The organism is Rhodovulum euryhalinum, from assembly GCF_004342445.1.
Lineage (GTDB): Bacteria > Pseudomonadota > Alphaproteobacteria > Rhodobacterales > Rhodobacteraceae > Rhodovulum > Rhodovulum euryhalinum.
This window is the reverse complement of the sequence record NZ_SLWW01000025.1, coordinates 1-15,556: the sequence shown is the minus strand read 5'-3', so window position 1 is coordinate 15,556 and position 15,556 is coordinate 1. Positions and strand designations below refer to the sequence as shown.

20 protein-coding genes and 2 pseudogenes are annotated in these 15,556 nt (G+C 63.9%); 9 read left to right on the top strand and 13 right to left on the bottom strand.

The window, feature by feature from the left end; genetic code table 11:
- A pseudogene (locus tag EV655_RS18025) lies at nucleotides 1–83 on the top strand (IS5/IS1182 family transposase); the annotation flags it as partial.
- A 50-nt stretch (nucleotides 84–133) separates the two neighbouring features.
- On the opposite strand, the gene EV655_RS18020 reads toward EV655_RS18025, so the two are convergent.
- The 6 genes and pseudogenes from EV655_RS18020 to EV655_RS17995 all read right to left on the bottom strand — a co-directional run bounded on the left by EV655_RS18020 (nucleotide 134) and on the right by EV655_RS17995 (nucleotide 4,293).
- Nucleotides 134–733, bottom strand: a complete 600-nt coding sequence (locus tag EV655_RS18020) for a Fic family protein (protein ID WP_132546738.1) — start codon at nucleotides 731–733, stop codon at nucleotides 134–136.
- Nucleotides 734–735: 2 nt separating this feature from the next.
- Nucleotides 736–924, bottom strand: a complete 189-nt coding sequence (locus EV655_RS18015; RefSeq protein WP_132546737.1) for a hypothetical protein — start codon at nucleotides 922–924, stop codon at nucleotides 736–738.
- A 462-nt stretch (nucleotides 925–1,386) separates the two neighbouring features.
- Nucleotides 1,387–1,546: pseudogene (locus EV655_RS18010) on the bottom strand (IS21 family transposase); the annotation flags it as partial.
- Nucleotides 1,547–2,152: 606 nt separating this feature from the next.
- Nucleotides 2,153–2,584, bottom strand: a complete 432-nt coding sequence (rnk, locus tag EV655_RS18005) for a nucleoside diphosphate kinase regulator (protein WP_132546736.1) — start codon at nucleotides 2,582–2,584, stop codon at nucleotides 2,153–2,155.
- Between the two features lie 14 nt (nucleotides 2,585–2,598).
- Entirely contained in the window at nucleotides 2,599–3,093 is a 495-nt protein-coding gene (locus EV655_RS18000; RefSeq protein ID WP_132546735.1) for a hypothetical protein, read from the bottom strand.
- Between the two features lie 288 nt (nucleotides 3,094–3,381).
- Entirely contained in the window at nucleotides 3,382–4,293 is a 912-nt protein-coding gene (locus EV655_RS17995; RefSeq protein ID WP_424511327.1) for a sulfite exporter TauE/SafE family protein, read from the bottom strand.
- On the opposite strand from EV655_RS17995, the gene EV655_RS17990 reads away from it, so the two are divergent.
- Nucleotides 4,259–4,918, top strand: coding sequence for a FadR/GntR family transcriptional regulator (locus EV655_RS17990; protein ID WP_243645149.1), 660 nt, complete (start codon nucleotides 4,259–4,261; stop codon nucleotides 4,916–4,918). The two genes, EV655_RS17995 and EV655_RS17990, sit on opposite strands and share 35 nt — an antisense overlap.
- A gap of 6 nt (nucleotides 4,919–4,924) precedes the next feature.
- Here EV655_RS17990 and EV655_RS17985 read toward each other — a convergent pair whose 3' ends face one another.
- From EV655_RS17985 to EV655_RS17955, 7 genes are all read right to left on the bottom strand, one after another.
- The gene (locus EV655_RS17985; RefSeq protein ID WP_243645148.1) at nucleotides 4,925–5,872 is read right to left on the bottom strand and encodes a DMT family transporter; all 948 of its coding nucleotides are present in this window, start codon (nucleotides 5,870–5,872) and stop codon (nucleotides 4,925–4,927) included.
- A gap of 308 nt (nucleotides 5,873–6,180) precedes the next feature.
- Nucleotides 6,181–6,852 carry an NnrU family protein gene (locus EV655_RS17980; RefSeq protein ID WP_132546733.1) on the bottom strand — a complete coding sequence of 224 codons (672 nt, stop codon included), beginning with the start codon at nucleotides 6,850–6,852 and terminating at the stop codon, nucleotides 6,181–6,183.
- 3 nt (nucleotides 6,853–6,855) lie between these two features.
- The gene (locus EV655_RS17975) at nucleotides 6,856–8,055 is read right to left on the bottom strand and encodes an NnrS family protein (RefSeq protein WP_132546732.1); all 1,200 of its coding nucleotides are present in this window, start codon (nucleotides 8,053–8,055) and stop codon (nucleotides 6,856–6,858) included.
- Nucleotides 8,052–8,750 carry a 5-formyltetrahydrofolate cyclo-ligase gene (locus tag EV655_RS17970; RefSeq protein WP_243645147.1) on the bottom strand — a complete coding sequence of 233 codons (699 nt, stop codon included), beginning with the start codon at nucleotides 8,748–8,750 and terminating at the stop codon, nucleotides 8,052–8,054. The genes EV655_RS17975 and EV655_RS17970 overlap by 4 nt, the downstream gene beginning before the upstream one ends.
- Nucleotides 8,751–8,858: 108 nt before the next feature.
- Complete coding sequence (locus EV655_RS17965) at nucleotides 8,859–9,239, bottom strand: DUF488 domain-containing protein (RefSeq protein WP_132546731.1); 381 nt, start codon at nucleotides 9,237–9,239, stop codon at nucleotides 8,859–8,861.
- 18 nt (nucleotides 9,240–9,257) lie between these two features.
- Nucleotides 9,258–9,563 carry a hexameric tyrosine-coordinated heme protein gene (locus EV655_RS17960; RefSeq protein ID WP_132546730.1) on the bottom strand — a complete coding sequence of 102 codons (306 nt, stop codon included), beginning with the start codon at nucleotides 9,561–9,563 and terminating at the stop codon, nucleotides 9,258–9,260.
- A 94-nt stretch (nucleotides 9,564–9,657) separates the two neighbouring features.
- Nucleotides 9,658–10,128, bottom strand: coding sequence for a group III truncated hemoglobin (locus EV655_RS17955; RefSeq protein WP_243645146.1), 471 nt, complete (start codon nucleotides 10,126–10,128; stop codon nucleotides 9,658–9,660).
- An 83-nt stretch (nucleotides 10,129–10,211) separates the two neighbouring features.
- Between EV655_RS17955 and EV655_RS17950 the strand changes: the two genes are divergently transcribed.
- From EV655_RS17950 to EV655_RS17920, 7 genes are all read left to right on the top strand, one after another.
- A complete protein-coding gene (locus EV655_RS17950) occupies nucleotides 10,212–10,628 on the top strand; it encodes an RrF2 family transcriptional regulator (protein ID WP_132546729.1) in 417 nt (138 codons plus the stop codon).
- Nucleotides 10,629–10,858: 230 nt separating this feature from the next.
- Complete coding sequence (locus tag EV655_RS17945) at nucleotides 10,859–11,563, top strand: uroporphyrinogen-III synthase (protein ID WP_243645145.1); 705 nt, start codon at nucleotides 10,859–10,861, stop codon at nucleotides 11,561–11,563.
- Between the two features lie 671 nt (nucleotides 11,564–12,234).
- On the top strand, nucleotides 12,235–12,549 hold the full coding sequence (locus EV655_RS19055) for a DUF1127 domain-containing protein (RefSeq protein WP_341540309.1): 315 nt from the start codon (nucleotides 12,235–12,237) through the stop codon (nucleotides 12,547–12,549).
- Between the two features lie 98 nt (nucleotides 12,550–12,647).
- Nucleotides 12,648–12,863 carry a hypothetical protein gene (locus EV655_RS17935; protein WP_132546727.1) on the top strand — a complete coding sequence of 72 codons (216 nt, stop codon included), beginning with the start codon at nucleotides 12,648–12,650 and terminating at the stop codon, nucleotides 12,861–12,863.
- Nucleotides 12,864–13,157: 294 nt separating this feature from the next.
- Nucleotides 13,158–13,625 carry a hypothetical protein gene (locus EV655_RS17930; RefSeq protein ID WP_132546726.1) on the top strand — a complete coding sequence of 156 codons (468 nt, stop codon included), beginning with the start codon at nucleotides 13,158–13,160 and terminating at the stop codon, nucleotides 13,623–13,625.
- An 83-nt stretch (nucleotides 13,626–13,708) separates the two neighbouring features.
- The gene (rnk, locus tag EV655_RS17925; RefSeq protein ID WP_132546725.1) at nucleotides 13,709–14,152 is read left to right on the top strand and encodes a nucleoside diphosphate kinase regulator; all 444 of its coding nucleotides are present in this window, start codon (nucleotides 13,709–13,711) and stop codon (nucleotides 14,150–14,152) included.
- 370 nt (nucleotides 14,153–14,522) lie between these two features.
- Nucleotides 14,523–15,556, top strand: a 1,034-nt coding sequence (locus EV655_RS17920; RefSeq protein ID WP_132546724.1) for a mechanosensitive ion channel family protein, incomplete at its 3' end; no start/stop codon positions are given.

Here is a 15,556-nt window from a genome sequence, read left to right as displayed (position 1 = left end):
GCATCGCCACCCGCTACGACCGCTGCCCGATCCTATTCCTCTCGGCCTGCGCTCTGGCCGCGACCGTCATCTATTGGTTGTGAGTCCTGACTCTAGACCGCTTCGGCGCGGTGCTAGTATTGGGTCTGAATTTCTATTTGCCCAGTTGGGTCGTTAGATGATCCGCTATTATTCTGTGTAGCGGCGACAGATCGAGTGCCCCCGCAGCAAGTGATGCATCTACCTGCTTAAGTGCTTCGACGTATTCTGGTCTATTTGTCCTAAGAAGCTCCGGGAGGATTGTGTCACCCTCCAGCCAACCACCGAGCTTCACGCACAGGACAAAGTAGCAAGACGCCCGCGCTGTGCGCCCGTTGCCGTTGATAAACGGGTGTATGTGGTTGAGCTTCCAGAGAACAAACGCGGCCAATTCTACAGGGTCCGCGGCATCCCACTGTCGATTGACGATATTCACGAAGTCGTCCATCAAGTCGGGGACACGATAGTGGTCTGGCGGAACGTATTCTCCGACGCGCACCGCACACGGGCGGTATAGCCCAGCATTCGTGTGCAAGCAGGCGATCGCGTGAAAATTGATCGATTTGATCACGGTCTGTGAAAGAAACGGCCGACCCACCTCAAGGGACGTAGCGACGATCGACTGCAGAAAGCTATAGTGCCGCTCGCCGTTTGCTATCTCAAGGTTTTGGTAGGCCGGGTGAGCCTCAGACCCGGTTAACTCGTAGAGGATCACGTCTAGACGGCTTCCCCTTCGAGCCGCTTGAGTTCCTCTTCGATGCGATCACGGGTAATGGTACTGTCCTTACCCAGAGTACCCATAATAAAGGACACCTTCTGGCGCCGAAGCTGTTCTGCCGTCAGTTTTTTGCCGGCAGACGCTTTCAGGGCCTCCAAGAGAGACGGATCGGTCTTGGTCCCGGTCATGATACTCCCCACCTGAGTTGTTTTTCGGACTTCGTCGCCCGCTGCAGTTCTCACGGTACTAGACATAGCTTGGGAAGTCGGCAGTAAAGTGATCGCTCGCGACGTTATGAGTCAGATACGACACAAGGGGGTTAAGATTCGCCTGCCTGAGCCTGCGCGCGTATACCGCGAATCCGTTTAGCGGCGACCCTACCATCATCAATGTGATGCCCAAGTGCTGCCCGAAGCACGGATAGCGCTCACTTATGCCGGAGAAAGGTGCGCAACACCCTGATTCTTTTGCATGATTTGGTCGGAGTGAGAGGATTCGAACCTCCGGCCCCTGCCTCCCGAAGACGGTCGTGAGACCGCCTCGTCTTGAAGAATAAGGGCTTTGGGCGGCCATTCTTCCTAGATTGCACCACTCTCCGCACCATTTCTGGGGGCGTCCCCAGAAACGACATCATTCTTGGCAGGCAGGATCGGATAGGCCCGGACGAAGACCATCCGCCGTGGCACAGCCGGACATGGGCGACCTCCACGGTCGTGGTCACCCCTCGATCAGGACGACTTCGTGGCTCCAGTCGAACTGGTACGCCTCGCCTGGATCGAAGCGGAGTGGCACAAAGGCCGTCGCCGCCGCGGCGCTCATCCACCTCACCCCGCCGGGCCGTTGCTGACAGAATGGTCCAGTTCGCCGTGGGGCGGTCTCCGGACCTTCGCCGCTCATGCGAGCCATGAACGCGGCAGCCGATGGAGCGGACATTATTAAGACGCCCCTGCCGTCCTTCCTTCCGCACCGCAGCGAGGTGGCTCCGAGCCCTCTTTTGCCGGATGATGCACCCCGCCCGAGCGGCCGCAATGCGCAGATAGCGACCGTCACAGAATGGGTTCTGGGGAGTAAGCCATAACGCCGGTTGGCCCACAGCCCGGAGCCTCGCCACATCGTCGAGCGCTGCGGCGCAGTCACCAGACCGGCCATTCGCCGCATGCGCAAGTTCCAATCCCTGGTCGCGGCCGGTTGAGCAGAATCTTCGCGCCTTTCGATCTCATACCTTGATCGCCAGCAGACTCGCATTTTGGAGGCACTTGTCTCAAGCACAACGCTCGCTTTGCCTCTGGCGTAGATTTCCACGGGTAGCTTTCCGGCGACGGATGCCGAGGAAGACGACATGCCGTCACTTAATTCTGTGGCTTACTCCGTTCACAGGGATGGGCAGGGAGAGTTAAGGGCTCCAATATGCGTCCATCACGCCTTTTCCGGTTCGCTTGATGTGACCTTCAGGACCGTCAGGGTCCGTCGATGGCCGTCCCGCGTCTCCCAGTGGAAGGCGGCGCCTTCGGACAGGCCGATCAGGGCCACGCCAAGCGGGGTCATGACCGAAACCCGGCCCTCACCGATATCCGCGTCCTCGGGAAAGGAGAGGCTGATCGCTTTCTCCTCCTGGGTCAGTTCGTCGCGATAGGTGACGCGATTTCCGATCGTCACGACATGCGCCGGAAACTTGGCGGCAGGCATGATGCGCGCCCGCGCAAGTTCCTCGAGAAGGCGGTCGGACAATTGCGGATTGCGCTTCGCCGCACCCTCGGCCAACGCTTCGAGCCGGTCGAGGTCTTTTTCACTTATGACGATTTTGGGGCGACGCTTTGAGCGCGACGTCGATTTAGTCTGGATATTCATGGTGATTACCTGCCTCAAGCCTGAAAGAGTAAATTGCGGGTGTCAGGCGAAGCGGCATCGTCCGGATGTCGGACGTCAAGCAGCAAGAGCGTGACGATTGAGCCGTCGTCCCGAAGGAGGGGCGCACTGGTGCCGGCACGCATTCCCAGGAGCGTCGCGCCAAGAAGCGAGGACACCGGAATGATCCCGTACCTCCCGCCTGCGCGTGCCCGATGGCTGAGCAACCCGGTTTTGGAAACCCCGGCACCGAGAGAATAGACGACATGCGACCCGGCGGCGGCCACATCATTCGGCACATCACCGGGGACAATGGCGGCGCTTTGCATTTTATGACGCAGAACATGCTGCAGGAAGAGCGATCGCATCTCTTCGTCCGTGTCGCAAAGCCGAACAAGCTTGGAAAGCTCATGCCGGTCGGCCTGCGTCAGCGTGACGGCAGGTCGTACAACCATGCCGCAACGAGGGCTCTGTGAGATTCTGCGCGTGGTTTCGAATGGACCGATGGCCATGGCTTCTCCTCGAACGAGTGACTCGTTCAGTTCCGGATTAGGATGTCGAGGAGCCCCGGGGGTACGCTGGCGAAAATGCACCCTGACCGCCCGGGGTTACCGGCGGTTCAGCAGACGAAAGCCATTATGCTCATTGCAGACCATCATCCGAGCAGGCTAGTGGCTCGGTTGCGATTGGTCAATCCGGGTCGTCCGGTCGGGATCGCAACCGCAGGAAGTCGGCCAATTTCTGCCGATCGGCGTAGCACGGCATCGGGGTGTTCGAGCCTTCCGTTGGGCAACAAGGACTTACCTCAGGAAAAAGACGAGGGACATGCTTGCGCCGACCAGTGCAATGAAGGCCCGGAACGCCCTCACATTGTGGATGCGCCGCGAGAGCGCCGCGCCGATATACCCACCGATGGCCGATGCGGCGCCGAGAACCAGTGCTTCTTTCCAGGCGATCAGGTCGGCAGCAATATAAACCGTAACGGAGACCGCAGAGAGGACGGACGAGACAAGGTTCTTCAGCCCGTTCATCTCCCTCAGGTCGGTAAGGCCGATCAGGCCGAAGGCTGCGAGAAGCAGGATCCCGACGCCGCCGTTGAAATAGCCGCCATAGATCGCGACCGCCAAGAGTACGGCAGCCGCCTGCGGCAGTCCAAACGTGCCCTTTCCCATGCGGGCGATGCGCCGCGTGATCGGGGGGCCGAAGGCAAAGGCCGCGGTGGCAAAGGCCAGCAGCCACGGAACCACACCTGAAAAGACGGCGCTCGGCGTCACCAGCAGCAGAACCGCGCCCAGGATTCCGCCCAATGCGGATACAAGCAGAACCAGACGCACAGGCAGGCTGCGCGCCCGACGGACGTCCGCACGGAACGCCCAGGCGCTGCCGAGATAGCCGGGCAAGGCCGCAAGGGTAGCGGTCGCATTGGCCATGATCGGCGGCACGCCGGTCCAGACAAGGGCCGGAAAGGACAGAAAGGTCCCTCCTCCGGCCACGGCGTTCAGCGCGCCCGCGCCAAGGCCCGTGAGGATCAGGACAAGGTATACGGTCATGGCAACCTCCGGCCCGGGAATCATCAACCCGCTCTTGCGCGAAACCGCAATGGTCTGCAAATTGGTACGTATCACCTTGGACGCATGACCAATGCCAAGAACGAGTCCAGCCATTGCATTGGAACGATTGCGCGCGCTTCTAGACGAGCAAGCGCCGCTCATCGGCGATCGCCTGCCGACCGAACGCGCTCTTGCGGGGCTTCTGGGGTGCAGTCGCCAGACCGTGCGCGCGGCATTGCTGGAGATGGAACGGGAAGGCGAAATCTGGCGGAAGGTCGGCAAGGGCACGTTCCGCGGACCCGCGCCGCTTGGCCACCCCGTCAAGGAGACGATCCTGCTGAGTGCGACCGCCCCTGAGCAGCTTATGCAGGCCCGGCTGATGATCGAACCGCCAATCGCGGCAGAGGCCGCAAGACGCGCCTCGGCGCCCGACGTGGCCTATCTCGAGGGCCTCGTTGCGCAAGGAAGAGGCGCCTCTGGACGGGCCGAGGCGGAGACGGCCGATGCCGGGTTCCATCGCGGCGTGGCAGAAGTCGCAGGAAACCCCTTGCTCGGCGGGTTTCTCGACTACCTTGCGAGCGCGCGGCGTCGCGCCGCCTGGCAAAGGGAATGGGATCGGACCTACCGCCGGATCGGCGTCAGGGAATTCGCCGGCCTGCACAGCGATCAGCATGGCGATGTCGTCGCTGCAATTGGCCGGGGCGATCCGCAGGCCGCCGAAGCCGCAATGCGGGCCCACCTGAGAACCATCATGGGCGCGATGCAGCAGCCGGACGACAGGGGGTGACGCCCCCTATCGCTCAATCGGCTGGCATGTGGCGGCCTCCACTTCGCGCTGGCGCTCGCGATAAAACACATAGACGCCGGAGCCCAGGATGATCGCCGTGCCCAGCAGCGTCATTCCATCCGGGATTTCGCCGAAGACGAGGTACCCCACAAGGGTCGCGCCGACGATCTCCAGATACTGGAACGGCGCAAGCAGGCTTGCCTCCGCCTTGCTGAATGCGAAGGTGATCGCGAGGAATGCAACCATCGCAAGGGCACCAGCCGCGAGAACGATCCAGAGAACCCAGCCCGGCAATCCGGAGACGGCGGTCCGCTCGAACCCGAGTGCGCTTGCCAAGAGATGCGCCACCAGAACGATGGCTCCGGCCGACAGAGAGGCGCCGAACTGGAAGGTCAGCGCGGACCGGTCGCGCGTCGCTTTCCGCATGACGATCATGTTGAGCGCATAGGCCAACGCGGCCAGCACTGGCAACAGGACAACCGGCCCGAACTCGACGAAGTTCGGCCGGATCACGACCAAGGCGCCGATCAGACCGACACCGACCGCGGCATACCTGCGCGGGCCCGGAACTTCGCCGAGGAACGGACCGGCCAACAGCGTCAGGAGCAGTGGCTCCACGAAGAAGATCGCAATCGCGGTGGCGATCGGCATCGATGCGAAGGCGGTCACCAGAGACAGGCTCACGGTGACAATGAGCAGGGCCGAGACGAGCGACGCAGCCGATAGAAGTGACCCGCTGAGATGGTGCCGAAGGATCACCGCGACCGGGACGAAGAAAGCCGCCTGCACCAGTGTGCGCCAGACGGTCACTTCGAATGGTGTGGCAAACCCGGTCAGGGTTTTCGAGATCGCGTCCCCGATAGGCAGCAACGCCATGGCCATGCACATCGCGGCGATACCGGCGCGCTTCTCGAAACCGGCGAGATCGGACGGGACAACGGTCAGGTGTGCCATGAAAAACCACCTCTGACACCGCGGCGGCGGTGCTGGAACAGATCCGGGCGTGCAGGACGATACTGGGGGAACGGAATGACGCCATCATCCCGTGGCTGCCGGGTAGACCCTTATCCTCCCGCCGTCAACACTCTGGGTTGCACACTGGGAGAAATGGCTCGACTCCGTGGCATGTCATCGGTGGCGGGTTGCGTGGTTGATGCAAGCGACGCGCTCGGCGGTCCGCCAGCGGAGGGGACGGCACCTGCATCCATTGTCGGCGGCCATGTTCTCCGGTGCGCCGAACGAACCGGGGCCGTGTCATAAGCCTATGGGGTGAACTGTTCCAGTATGCCGCCCCCCGCCAGCCACGGATGCTGCACCATGAGCAGGGCCATGGCGACAAGGCCACCGGCAAAGCGGGCCCTCGCGCCTTGGGGTAAACGCATGGGCGCCGACCGCATCTGCGCAACGGCTCGCCGCCAGACCTCGTCCCCCATGTCCCGCTGCCGCCGCCGGTCGATGGCCCACGTGCCCAGCAGGGAAAACAGGGCGAAACTGCCGAACATCAGGCCATGGGCCAGGTCGCCGTTCGCGATCAGATGCGCCCCCGACCACAGCAACAGCGCCAGCAGTACCGGGTGGCGGCAATAGCGCAGGATGCCCGGGTCGCGCGGGTCGAACGCCGTATTCCGAAGGCCGCCGAAGGACAGGGGGTTGGGGCGGAACAACCCGAAGACCAGGACCAGGATGGCCGCCGTCGTCGCCGCCAGAACAAGCCAATGGGCACCCGGCGGCTCGGGCCACAGGGCCAGATACGGCGCCCGGTTGGCGGCCACCAGGAGAACGCCAAGCATCGCCAGCGACTGGAACGAATAGGCGATGCCGAAGCCCGCACGCCCCAGCCGCCTGACCAGCCAGGACCGGACGGGCGGGCGCACCGGAATGGAATACAGGATGAAGAAGCCTGACAAGACAGCGATGAATCCGCCCCAGCCCATCCCTCAGTGCTCCGGACGGTGTCTCAGGACGTATCGCCCATATAGCATGGCAAAGCCGCCGAAGGCGCCGATCCAGGTCAGGCCGGAGAGGGTATGGAACAGCGATGCAAGGCCCGGAAATGCGCCTGCAAGCAGGCGTGCCAGAACCGCAAGCAGCAGCAACAGGTAGATCGCGATCGTGCCGGTATCGGCGCGCAGCGTCTGTCCTGTATGGCCGAGCGTCGCGCGCGTCATCACCGCCAGCGTCATCAGACCAAGTCCACCGGCCATCCAGACATGCTGGGCAGAGCCCATGCCGACCGCGTCCGGCCAGAACACCGTGGCCCCCACGGCCAACGCACCGAGCGGCACGAAGAGGTAGCCCGCATGCAGGACCAGCACCAGCGGCTCGGCGCTGGTGCGGTGCCCCGCCCACCGCGCCAGCCGGATCAGATGCAGGCCGCCCGCGAGCTGCAGGGCCGTGCCGGTCACCATCGCCATGGGCGCGATGACCCAGAGCAACAGCGCGAGGCCGAGCGCCAACAGCGCCAGCTTGTCGAAGCGCTGCATCGGCGGGGTGGGCAGGACCGGGCTGTGCTGCCGGACCAGCCAGTTGCGGGTGAAGGACGGCACGATCCGCCCCCCGATCACCCCGATCATCATGATCCCGGTCCCAAGACCCAGCCGCAGCCCCACTCCCTGTGCACCGGGGTACCCCCGCGCAGCCTCCCAGTGGAACAGGGCGTTGCCGAGGATGAAGAGGCAGAGCATGGCCAGCACGATCAGGTTGCGCCAGTTGCGTCCCGCGACGATCTCGCGGCCGAGCACCGAGGCCAGTGTGACCGGGAACAGCAGATCGGCCATAGCGACTGAGATGGGCGGCAGTTCCGCGGACAGGGCGACGGCGATCCGGCCGAGACACCAGGTGGCGAAGAGCGCGCCGAGTGGCCAGCCGACGATGGGCAATCGCCCGGTCCAGTTGGGTACCGCCGTCAGCAGAAAGCCCGCGGCGACCGCGCCGAGATAGCCGAACAGGAACTCGTGCGCATGCCAGGAGATCGGGTCGAACGCGGTCGGCAAGGCGAGGCGTCTGCTGAGCATGCCGATCCAGAGCGCCATGGCGAGCGCCGCCCAGAGCGCGCCCCCAAGGAAGAACGGCCGGAACCCGAAGCTCAGGATCGCCGGCCCGGTCCATGCCCGCATCTTCTCGGCCGTGCTGCTCATGGGGTCTCCCGCGTGACCTGGACTCCCGCCTCGGTCAGGATGACGTCGAGCGCGATGTCGTGCGGTTGGGGGTAGATCGTGGCGAGTTGCGCGGACTGGAACCCGATCCCGATGGTCGCGGGGCGCGGGGACAGCGCCGCCAGCGTGCGGTCGAAATAGCCGCCGCCATAGCCAAGGCGATAGCCTGCGCCGTCCCAGCCCATCAGCGGCGCGAGCATGATCTCGGGCGTGACGCGCGCCGCCTTGGCGGGCGGGACGGGGATGTTCCAGTCGCCCAGCACCATCCGGGTGGTCGGGGTCCACCGGCGGAACACCAGGGGTGCCGCCTTTTCCTCCACGATCGGCAGCGCGATCATGACGCCCGCGTCGTGCAGGTCGGCCAGGGCTGCGCGCAGGTCGGGCTCGCCCTTGATCGGCCAATAGCCGGACAGGACACGGCCCCGCGCGCCGCCGAAACGGTTCGAAAGAAGATCGAGCAAATGCCCGGCCAGCGCCTGGCTTGTCCTGCGGTGCTCCGCCACCGGGATCTTCCCACGCGCGCCGCGCAGCCGCGCGCGCTCCGCCCGGCGCCATCGGGCCACATCCCTGGCCTGCGTGGCGTCCGTGCCGAGCGGGTCGAAATAATCGGGTGCGATTTCGCCCGCCATGCAGGGAGGCGAGGCGAAGCGGGCTGCCGGTTTGTCCTGCTCGTTCATCTCATCCCCTTCATGGCCGGCGGTCCGCGGCGGACTGCGCCGATTGGCCCGATGCGCGGGAGTCCCCGACCGCCCGGACCGGTCGGCGGCCTGGCGTCATCCTTTGGCTCACGACGGCATCTCCCCATGCAGGCTCGCGCGCAGATGGTCGCGCAGCACCACGGCCTGGTTGTGGTCGCGATCCTTCGCCCCGAAGAGAAGAGCCACCGGGCCCGCGCGGCACCAGTCCAGACACCGCGCGACCGCTTCGGGATTGTCCGCGAGCTCCGCGCGGTATCGGTCGCGGAATTCCGTCCAGCGGGCGGGATCGTGACCGAACCACTTGCGCAGCGCGGTCGATGGCGCGACCTCGCGGATCCAGTCGTCGAGTTGCAGGCCCTCGCGGCTTACCCCGCGGGGCCAGACCCCGTCGACCAGGACACGCGCACCGGAGATGCCCTCGAGATCGTCATAGACCCGTGCGATGCGGATGGCGTGAATTGCAGTCATTCCGTCAGCCGCGCCGGATCAGTCACGCCAGTAGCCGTTGGCCTCGGCGACGGTCGCGAAATAGGCGGCGATCACGCCCGAGACGTGGATCAGGCTGTCGGGGTCGTTTGCATAGGCGGGGCGCATTTTGTGCAACGTGTCCACGTCCGTCTGGGTGGTCTTGACGGCGCGGCGCGCCATCGACACCGCAAGGTCGAAGCCCTGTTCGGGCGTGTCGGTCAGCAGACTGGGCAGCCAGGACGACTCGTTCTCCTGGGCTTTGGCCGGTACCGTTGTGAAGACGAGGGCGCAGACGGCGAATGCGGTGAGGACCTGGCGTGTCATGTCTGTCTCCTTTGCTGCCTTGTCTTGTTTGGTGCCGGCGTTCGCTTCCGAAAGCTCGGCCTTGGCCTCGCCGCTCCGTGCGGCGGGCATCGGATCACTCGGCGGCGGCGCTCCGCAGCACGGGGATGTCCCCGGGGGCCATGCAGGCATCGGTGCAGGCCATGTGCAGCGACCGGGCGATCCGCTCGGCGCGCGCGATCACGTGTTCGGCGCCCGCGGGCGTGCAGACATAGCGTGCCGCTGTCCGGAACAGGGCAAGCCATCGGTCGAAATGAGCCGACCCGAGCCGCAGTGGCGCGTGTTTCGGCACCGGGCGCCCGTGATACCGACCCGTCATCAGCGTGACCGAGGACCAGAAGGCCACCATCCGATCCAGGTGCGGCGCCCAGTCGGTAATCCGCGCCACGAAGATGGGCGCCAGCACGGGATCGGCCCGCACCCAGTCGTAGAAGCGGTGCACCAGCTCGCGCAGCACATCGTCATCGAGGCCGGTCTCGTCCATCAGCGCGGCGGTCATCTCCGGCCGGGCGCTGGCGATTGCCGGGGTGGAGGCATTGGCGACCATCGGGCGCTCCCGTCTGTTGCATCTAGCAATACCCACAGTAATAGGTATTGTAAATACCTATTCAGGAGGGGTGTTCAGCCGACATGCGTCTTACGTCTTTCACCGACTACGGGCTGCGCATGCTGATGCGCATGGCAAGCGCGCCGGACCGTGCCTTCTCGACTGCGGAACTCGCTGAGGAATTCGGTCTGTCCCGCAATCACCTGGCCAAGATCATGCAGCGGCTGGCGCAGGCGGACCTTGTGCAGACAAGACGCGGCGGGGGCGGCGGGGCCATCCTCGCGCATCCTGCCGACGAGATCGCCCTGGGCCGGATCGTCCGCGCGCTGGAAGAGGGGCAGGCCCTGGTCGAATGCTTCGCGCCCGATGGCGGCGATTGCACGATAGAGCGCTGCTGCCGGCTCAAGGCGCGCCTGCGCTCGGCCGAGGCCGCCTTCCTCGCCGATCTCGACCGCTCGACGCTCGCCGACATTGCCCTTCCGGCAAGGCCGGATTTCTGAAGCGGTATGGCCCATTGGCGCAAACAAAAGGGCCTGGTTTGCAAACTTGACAATCGACGGGAAAAACGATCCGAGAAGGACAGGGCCGAGGGCGGCGCACGGGCCGGATGATCTGGAAGACCTAACCGAGACCCCTGAACCGGCGGGCTCCAAGTGAGCGGTGAAGAAAACAGAAAGGCCCGGCCTCGATGCATATTCTCCTTACGCGTCCCGCCCTGCAAGCCAAGACTATGAAGCTGCCGCTTGAAAACATGGGTTTACAGGTCTCGCTTGCGCCGATCCTGGATGTGTCGGATGTCGACTTCAGCCCTGAGACCCTCGAAGCTTCCAAGGCATTCGTCGTCACGTCGGTCTATGCCTCGCTGCGGATCGCCGGCGAGCCCTCGGCATGCAGGACCGTCCCGATTTACGCTGTCGGCGCCGGAACGGCTGCGCCCCTGCGTCGGGCGGGATTCACGTGTGTTCACGAAGCAGCCGGGGATGCGACAAGCTTGTTGGACCTCATCCTGAAGAAACGGAACCCGTCCGAGGGCCGGATCACCTATCTGAGCGGGTGGGACATCACCGAGGACATGGCCCGGGCGCTTGAGCGTCATGGCCATGACGCACGGCGCGTCGTTGCATATAGGGCCACGCCGGCGAAATCTCTCTCGAATGCGACACGGGAACTGCTCCGCCGTGGCGATATCGACTGCATTGTCTTCATGTCCTATCGCACCGCGCATTTCTTCACCGCGCTTTGCGAGGAGGCGAGGCTATCTGCTTGCCTGCAGACCATGACCGCCGCGGTCCTTTCGGAAAAGGTGGCAAGCGGCCTCGACCGGAAAGGCTGGCGTAAAATACGCGTGGCGACAGCCCCATCGCAAGAGGCCATGATCGATATACTTGCATCCGCACGCGATCAGGGTTTCCAAGAACACTCAACGCCTCTCTGACACGGCCCGGTCAGACCTCGCGAATGCCGGCGATCCTCACACAAGCGGCTGGGACATTATGATGCTGTCCCTGAGCGTTCTCTAATCGCCTTGGTCGAGCGCTGATCTCTCTGCCGTTTATCCTGCGTGCCGGCCTCTGAGGTTCTCTCCGTGGTCACCGCGCGGGAGCCACATGTTGGCGTTCAGGGTCGGGTGGATCGAACTGGTGTGCGCGGTCGGTACCGCACCGCCGATCTTCGGAGAAGGTTCGGGTTGCAACACCTGGGACCGAGAACGGAGATGACGATGACCGAAGAGAGAATGGCGCTATCCGATCTCCTTGATGGCGACTATCGCTCCAAAAGACCGGAACGAAACCGGTGCAGGTCCATTCGGCGCCAGAAGGTCGCAGGCCACGCCGTGCTCTTGATAAACACACGCGGATTGCCGATATCTCAGTCATGACCATGTTCAGTCTTCATACGAGGTTCCTGATCAACGCAGGAAACACACTGAACCGCCGGTAGCCCCGGGCGGGATCAGGCCGCTTGCCGGTCGGTCCGCGCCTCGGGGTCATCTCGATCTCTTACAGATCAGTCGAAGTGGCAAACGCGCCAATATGGCCGGAAGATCACGCCTGTGCGGGTCACCCAGCTGACGTGGTGCGTGCGTCTCGGTTCAGTTTCTTCGTCATGGAGCATGACATGCACCCCCACGTCTTCAAATCCAATACCCCTCACTTCCCACCCCCTCGAAGGGCCAGTCAGCTCAACCGCAAGCCCGGAGCATTTCGACGTTGGCTCCGGACCGCCTTCCGCCGCTGGCAACGCCGGAAAATGATCGAAACTCTTCGAGGCATGGATGATCGCCTGCTGCGCGACATCGGGATTGATCGCAGTGATATCCCGCGCGTCGTCGATGGTCTCACGGATCGCGAACTGAGCATGCGTCCAGTTTCATCGGATGTGCATGTCGATGCGGGGTGGCGCGGCGGCCGAACGGCATAGCCGGTCCTATTCTCGAGAATGCGCACCACTGGACGGCAGTGGTGCGCGGCAATGGCCGAGTAGCGGCTCGCCATGAAATGATGGAAAGGAGTGACGAAATGATGATCTGCAAGGCGGACTTCGAAGAGCTGTTCCCGGACCTTTTCGGGCCGAAGGACATAGAACCTTTGGCGGCGACGCCGAGCGCCAGATGCCTGGCGCGTTGGGAAGACGATGGTGGTCGCACGATATCGGCGAACATCATCCCGCTGCCACGCCGCTGGCCAATCCAGGAAGATCGACGTGGCTCATTCTTCGAGGTGCGCCGTCTGTGACCCCCTGTCGTCGACAGTCTGCCTCGTGGACCTCGTCATCAATTCGCCTTCTTCACCTTCTCGGGATCTGTGCATCCTTGACCGTTCCAGAACCGGCCCGGTCTCCAAGATTGACAGGTTGCGCCCGAAGACTAAGGTCTCCTCATGGTCATGCACGAGAACCTTTTCCGGTTTCTGCTTCTGAACCGCCCGGGTCCCCGGGCGGTCTGCGCATAAGCGCGTCTTCGACCACCTGGGGCTTTCTCACATCCTTGCATCTGAGAACGCGGGCTTCACCGCTCCGGGAGACACAACATGACCATTACCAAGATCACCCACCTGCCTGCCGGCAGTGACTTTCGATCGCTCTTTGAACGCTCCGCTGAGAAGACCGGCTTTCTTCTCACTGTCGACGACCGGCTCGGCATCGAGCACCTGCTTCGCTATCGCGGAACCACGAATTCGCCAAATCCCCCTCTCCTGAACGGGCTGCTGCGCCACAAGCTGCGGATCTCGCGCGGAACTCCCGAGCCGGCCTCGCCTGATCTCGTCGTGGCCGGATGCCATGTCACCTACATGGTCAGCGGTGAGGGCGCTCGCACCGGCGTGCTTTCCATGAACCCCGTGCCGGTCCCGGGACATATTCTCGTTGCTTCATTGCTTGGGGCGACCCTGATCGGAATGCGAAAGCTGCAGAAGGTTCCGCTTCTGCGGGACGACGGACAGATCGAAGTCGTCGTCGTGCTGGATGTGCGTCCGTCTCCGGACCACGACGCGGCCTGATGCCCTGATCCGCCCCTGGCGGGTCAGGGGCGATGGCCACCCATAATTCACTCACACCACCAGTAGGTGGAAAGGAAACTACGATGAACAAACAACGCTACACCTCTCGCGGCACCGCCCGGCGGCCCAGGGTCGTCATAGGTGCCGACTGCCTGGGAAGGCTCGAGGCACTTGCTGAGGGCGCGATCCAGCGCAACCCGGACCTTGCCGACCGACTGCTCAGCGAAATCGGCCGGGCCCGTATCGTTCCGGCGGCGGAACTCCCGCCGAACGTGGTGGCCATCGGTCGCGCGGTCACCTATCGCGACGAAACGACCGGCCAGGAAAAGTCGGTAACGCCAGTCTATCCAGAGGACGCCGACATCGCACGCGGCCGGATCTCGATCCTGACACCGATCGGGGTTGCCCTGCTCGGCCTGGCAGAGGGCGCATCGCTCCACTGGGACACCAGGGACGGAGAGCGGCGGGTTCTGACCGTGCTCCACGTCGCTTCCCAAGATGCGTCCGAACGGCTCGAGGCACAATGATCCGCCATTCCCTGGGCCTTGTCGAAGCCCATGCCCTGCCCGGAAGGAGTCGCTCGATACGCTGACTAAGCCACGACGCTCCTTCCGGGATATCGGCAATCGCCGCTTCGGCGCCTTCCCTTCCCGTTGAAAGAGGGTCTCATGAATCGTCACCTTCCGCTTGCCTGCCCGTCCTGCAAGACATCGCTTCCCCGCGCAGCCGCTCATCGTTGTCCCAGCTGTCGGCACATTATCGGGGGCGCTACCCCCATTATCCGAATTTCCTGTCGTCGTTGTGGCTCCGCCGTCGAGCGACATGCCGGCGCCGCCGTGACCTGCCTCCAGTGCCGGTCTCGACGACCGTCGCGGCATCAGGAACAGGGCTGCTGACATGAGACTTCTCATTCATCTCCGTCGGCTGATCTGGCCTTCGGTTCTGCTTCTTGTCTCAGCCGGCCTGGTAATCTTCGACCAGGATGTCGAGCCGCGGGTCGGACTGTCTCTCCGCCTGCCTGGCGGCGTCGTCGGTTGCCTTGCTGCGGCCTGGCTCGGTAGCCGGCTGTTCGGCCTGTTCGCAGATCGCCGGAGACGCGACAAGCGCCCGTACCCGCGCCTGTTTCGGGATCTCGTGGCGGTTCTGCTGTTCTTCGCCGCGATCGTTGCCTCTGCCGCGCTCTTGCTCGAACAAGGTCTCCTTGGCGCGCTTGCGGGATCGAGTTTGATACTCGCGGTGCTGGGTTTCGCGATCCGGAACGTCGTGGCCGACACGCTGTCCGGCATCGCACTGGGCGTCGAGGCACCCTACCGGATCGGGGACTGGGTCGATATCGAGCAGGTCGCACGAGGCAAGGTCATCGAGATCGGCTGGCGCACGACACGGGTGCTGACGCTGGACTCGACCTACATGATCCTGCCGAACAGCCAGATCGCGCGCCGACGCATCATCAACTACTCCGCCCCGAAACCGCAGTATCGCGCGCAGCTGTCGCTGAAGCTTGCGCATGAGGTTCCCGTGGACGCCGCCAAGGAAATGATCCTGAAGGCCGTGGGCGAGGCGCGCCTGATCCAGACCGAACCGGCACCGGATGTCCGCGTCCAGGAGCTGGGAAGCGACGGCAACTCCTATGCGGTCCGGTTCTGGCTGTCGCGCTTCGAACGGGACGTCGATTGCCGGGACGAGCTACTGTCTCTGATCGACTGCGCGATGCGGAAAGCGAAAGTCCCGACCCCGCGCATGCAGATCGAGATGAATCGTCCCCGCGGGAAAGCCATGCTTCCCGTCGATCATGAAACGGAGGTCGCACGGATATTCGGTAACCCTCCGGCGGGGCTTGCAGTTACCCACAAGTATCCGCCGGGGGCGTTGCGAGGCGGGCACCTTCGACGAGGTCGGCGAGGCGGGAGAAGCCCCGCCATATCACCGTC

Bases quoted from the DNA above. Each gene is read 5' to 3' on its own strand.
- EV655_RS18015 (WP_132546737.1), bottom strand. From the start codon at position 924: ATGACCGGGACCAAGACCGATCCGTCTCTCTTGGAGGCCCTGAAAGCG.
- rnk (WP_132546736.1), bottom strand. From the start codon at position 2,584: ATGAATATCCAGACTAAATCGACGTCGCGCTCAAAGCGTCGCCCCAAA.
- EV655_RS18000 (WP_132546735.1), bottom strand. From the start codon at position 3,093: ATGGCCATCGGTCCATTCGAAACCACGCGCAGAATCTCACAGAGCCCT.
- EV655_RS17995 (WP_424511327.1), bottom strand. From the start codon at position 4,293: ATGAGCGGCGCTTGCTCGTCTAGAAGCGCGCGCAATCGTTCCAATGCA.
- EV655_RS17985 (WP_243645148.1), bottom strand. From the start codon at position 5,872: ATGGCACACCTGACCGTTGTCCCGTCCGATCTCGCCGGTTTCGAGAAG.
- EV655_RS17980 (WP_132546733.1), bottom strand. From the start codon at position 6,852: ATGGGCTGGGGCGGATTCATCGCTGTCTTGTCAGGCTTCTTCATCCTG.
- EV655_RS17975 (WP_132546732.1), bottom strand. From the start codon at position 8,055: ATGAGCAGCACGGCCGAGAAGATGCGGGCATGGACCGGGCCGGCGATC.
- EV655_RS17970 (WP_243645147.1), bottom strand. From the start codon at position 8,750: ATGAACGAGCAGGACAAACCGGCAGCCCGCTTCGCCTCGCCTCCCTGC.
- EV655_RS17965 (WP_132546731.1), bottom strand. From the start codon at position 9,239: ATGACTGCAATTCACGCCATCCGCATCGCACGGGTCTATGACGATCTC.
- EV655_RS17960 (WP_132546730.1), bottom strand. From the start codon at position 9,563: ATGACACGCCAGGTCCTCACCGCATTCGCCGTCTGCGCCCTCGTCTTC.
- EV655_RS17955 (WP_243645146.1), bottom strand. From the start codon at position 10,128: ATGGTCGCCAATGCCTCCACCCCGGCAATCGCCAGCGCCCGGCCGGAG.
- EV655_RS17950 (WP_132546729.1), top strand. From the start codon at position 10,212: ATGCGTCTTACGTCTTTCACCGACTACGGGCTGCGCATGCTGATGCGC.
- EV655_RS17945 (WP_243645145.1), top strand. From the start codon at position 10,859: ATGAAGCTGCCGCTTGAAAACATGGGTTTACAGGTCTCGCTTGCGCCG.
- EV655_RS19055 (WP_341540309.1), top strand. From the start codon at position 12,235: ATGGAGCATGACATGCACCCCCACGTCTTCAAATCCAATACCCCTCAC.
- EV655_RS17935 (WP_132546727.1), top strand. From the start codon at position 12,648: ATGATGATCTGCAAGGCGGACTTCGAAGAGCTGTTCCCGGACCTTTTC.
- EV655_RS17930 (WP_132546726.1), top strand. From the start codon at position 13,158: ATGACCATTACCAAGATCACCCACCTGCCTGCCGGCAGTGACTTTCGA.
- rnk (WP_132546725.1), top strand. From the start codon at position 13,709: ATGAACAAACAACGCTACACCTCTCGCGGCACCGCCCGGCGGCCCAGG.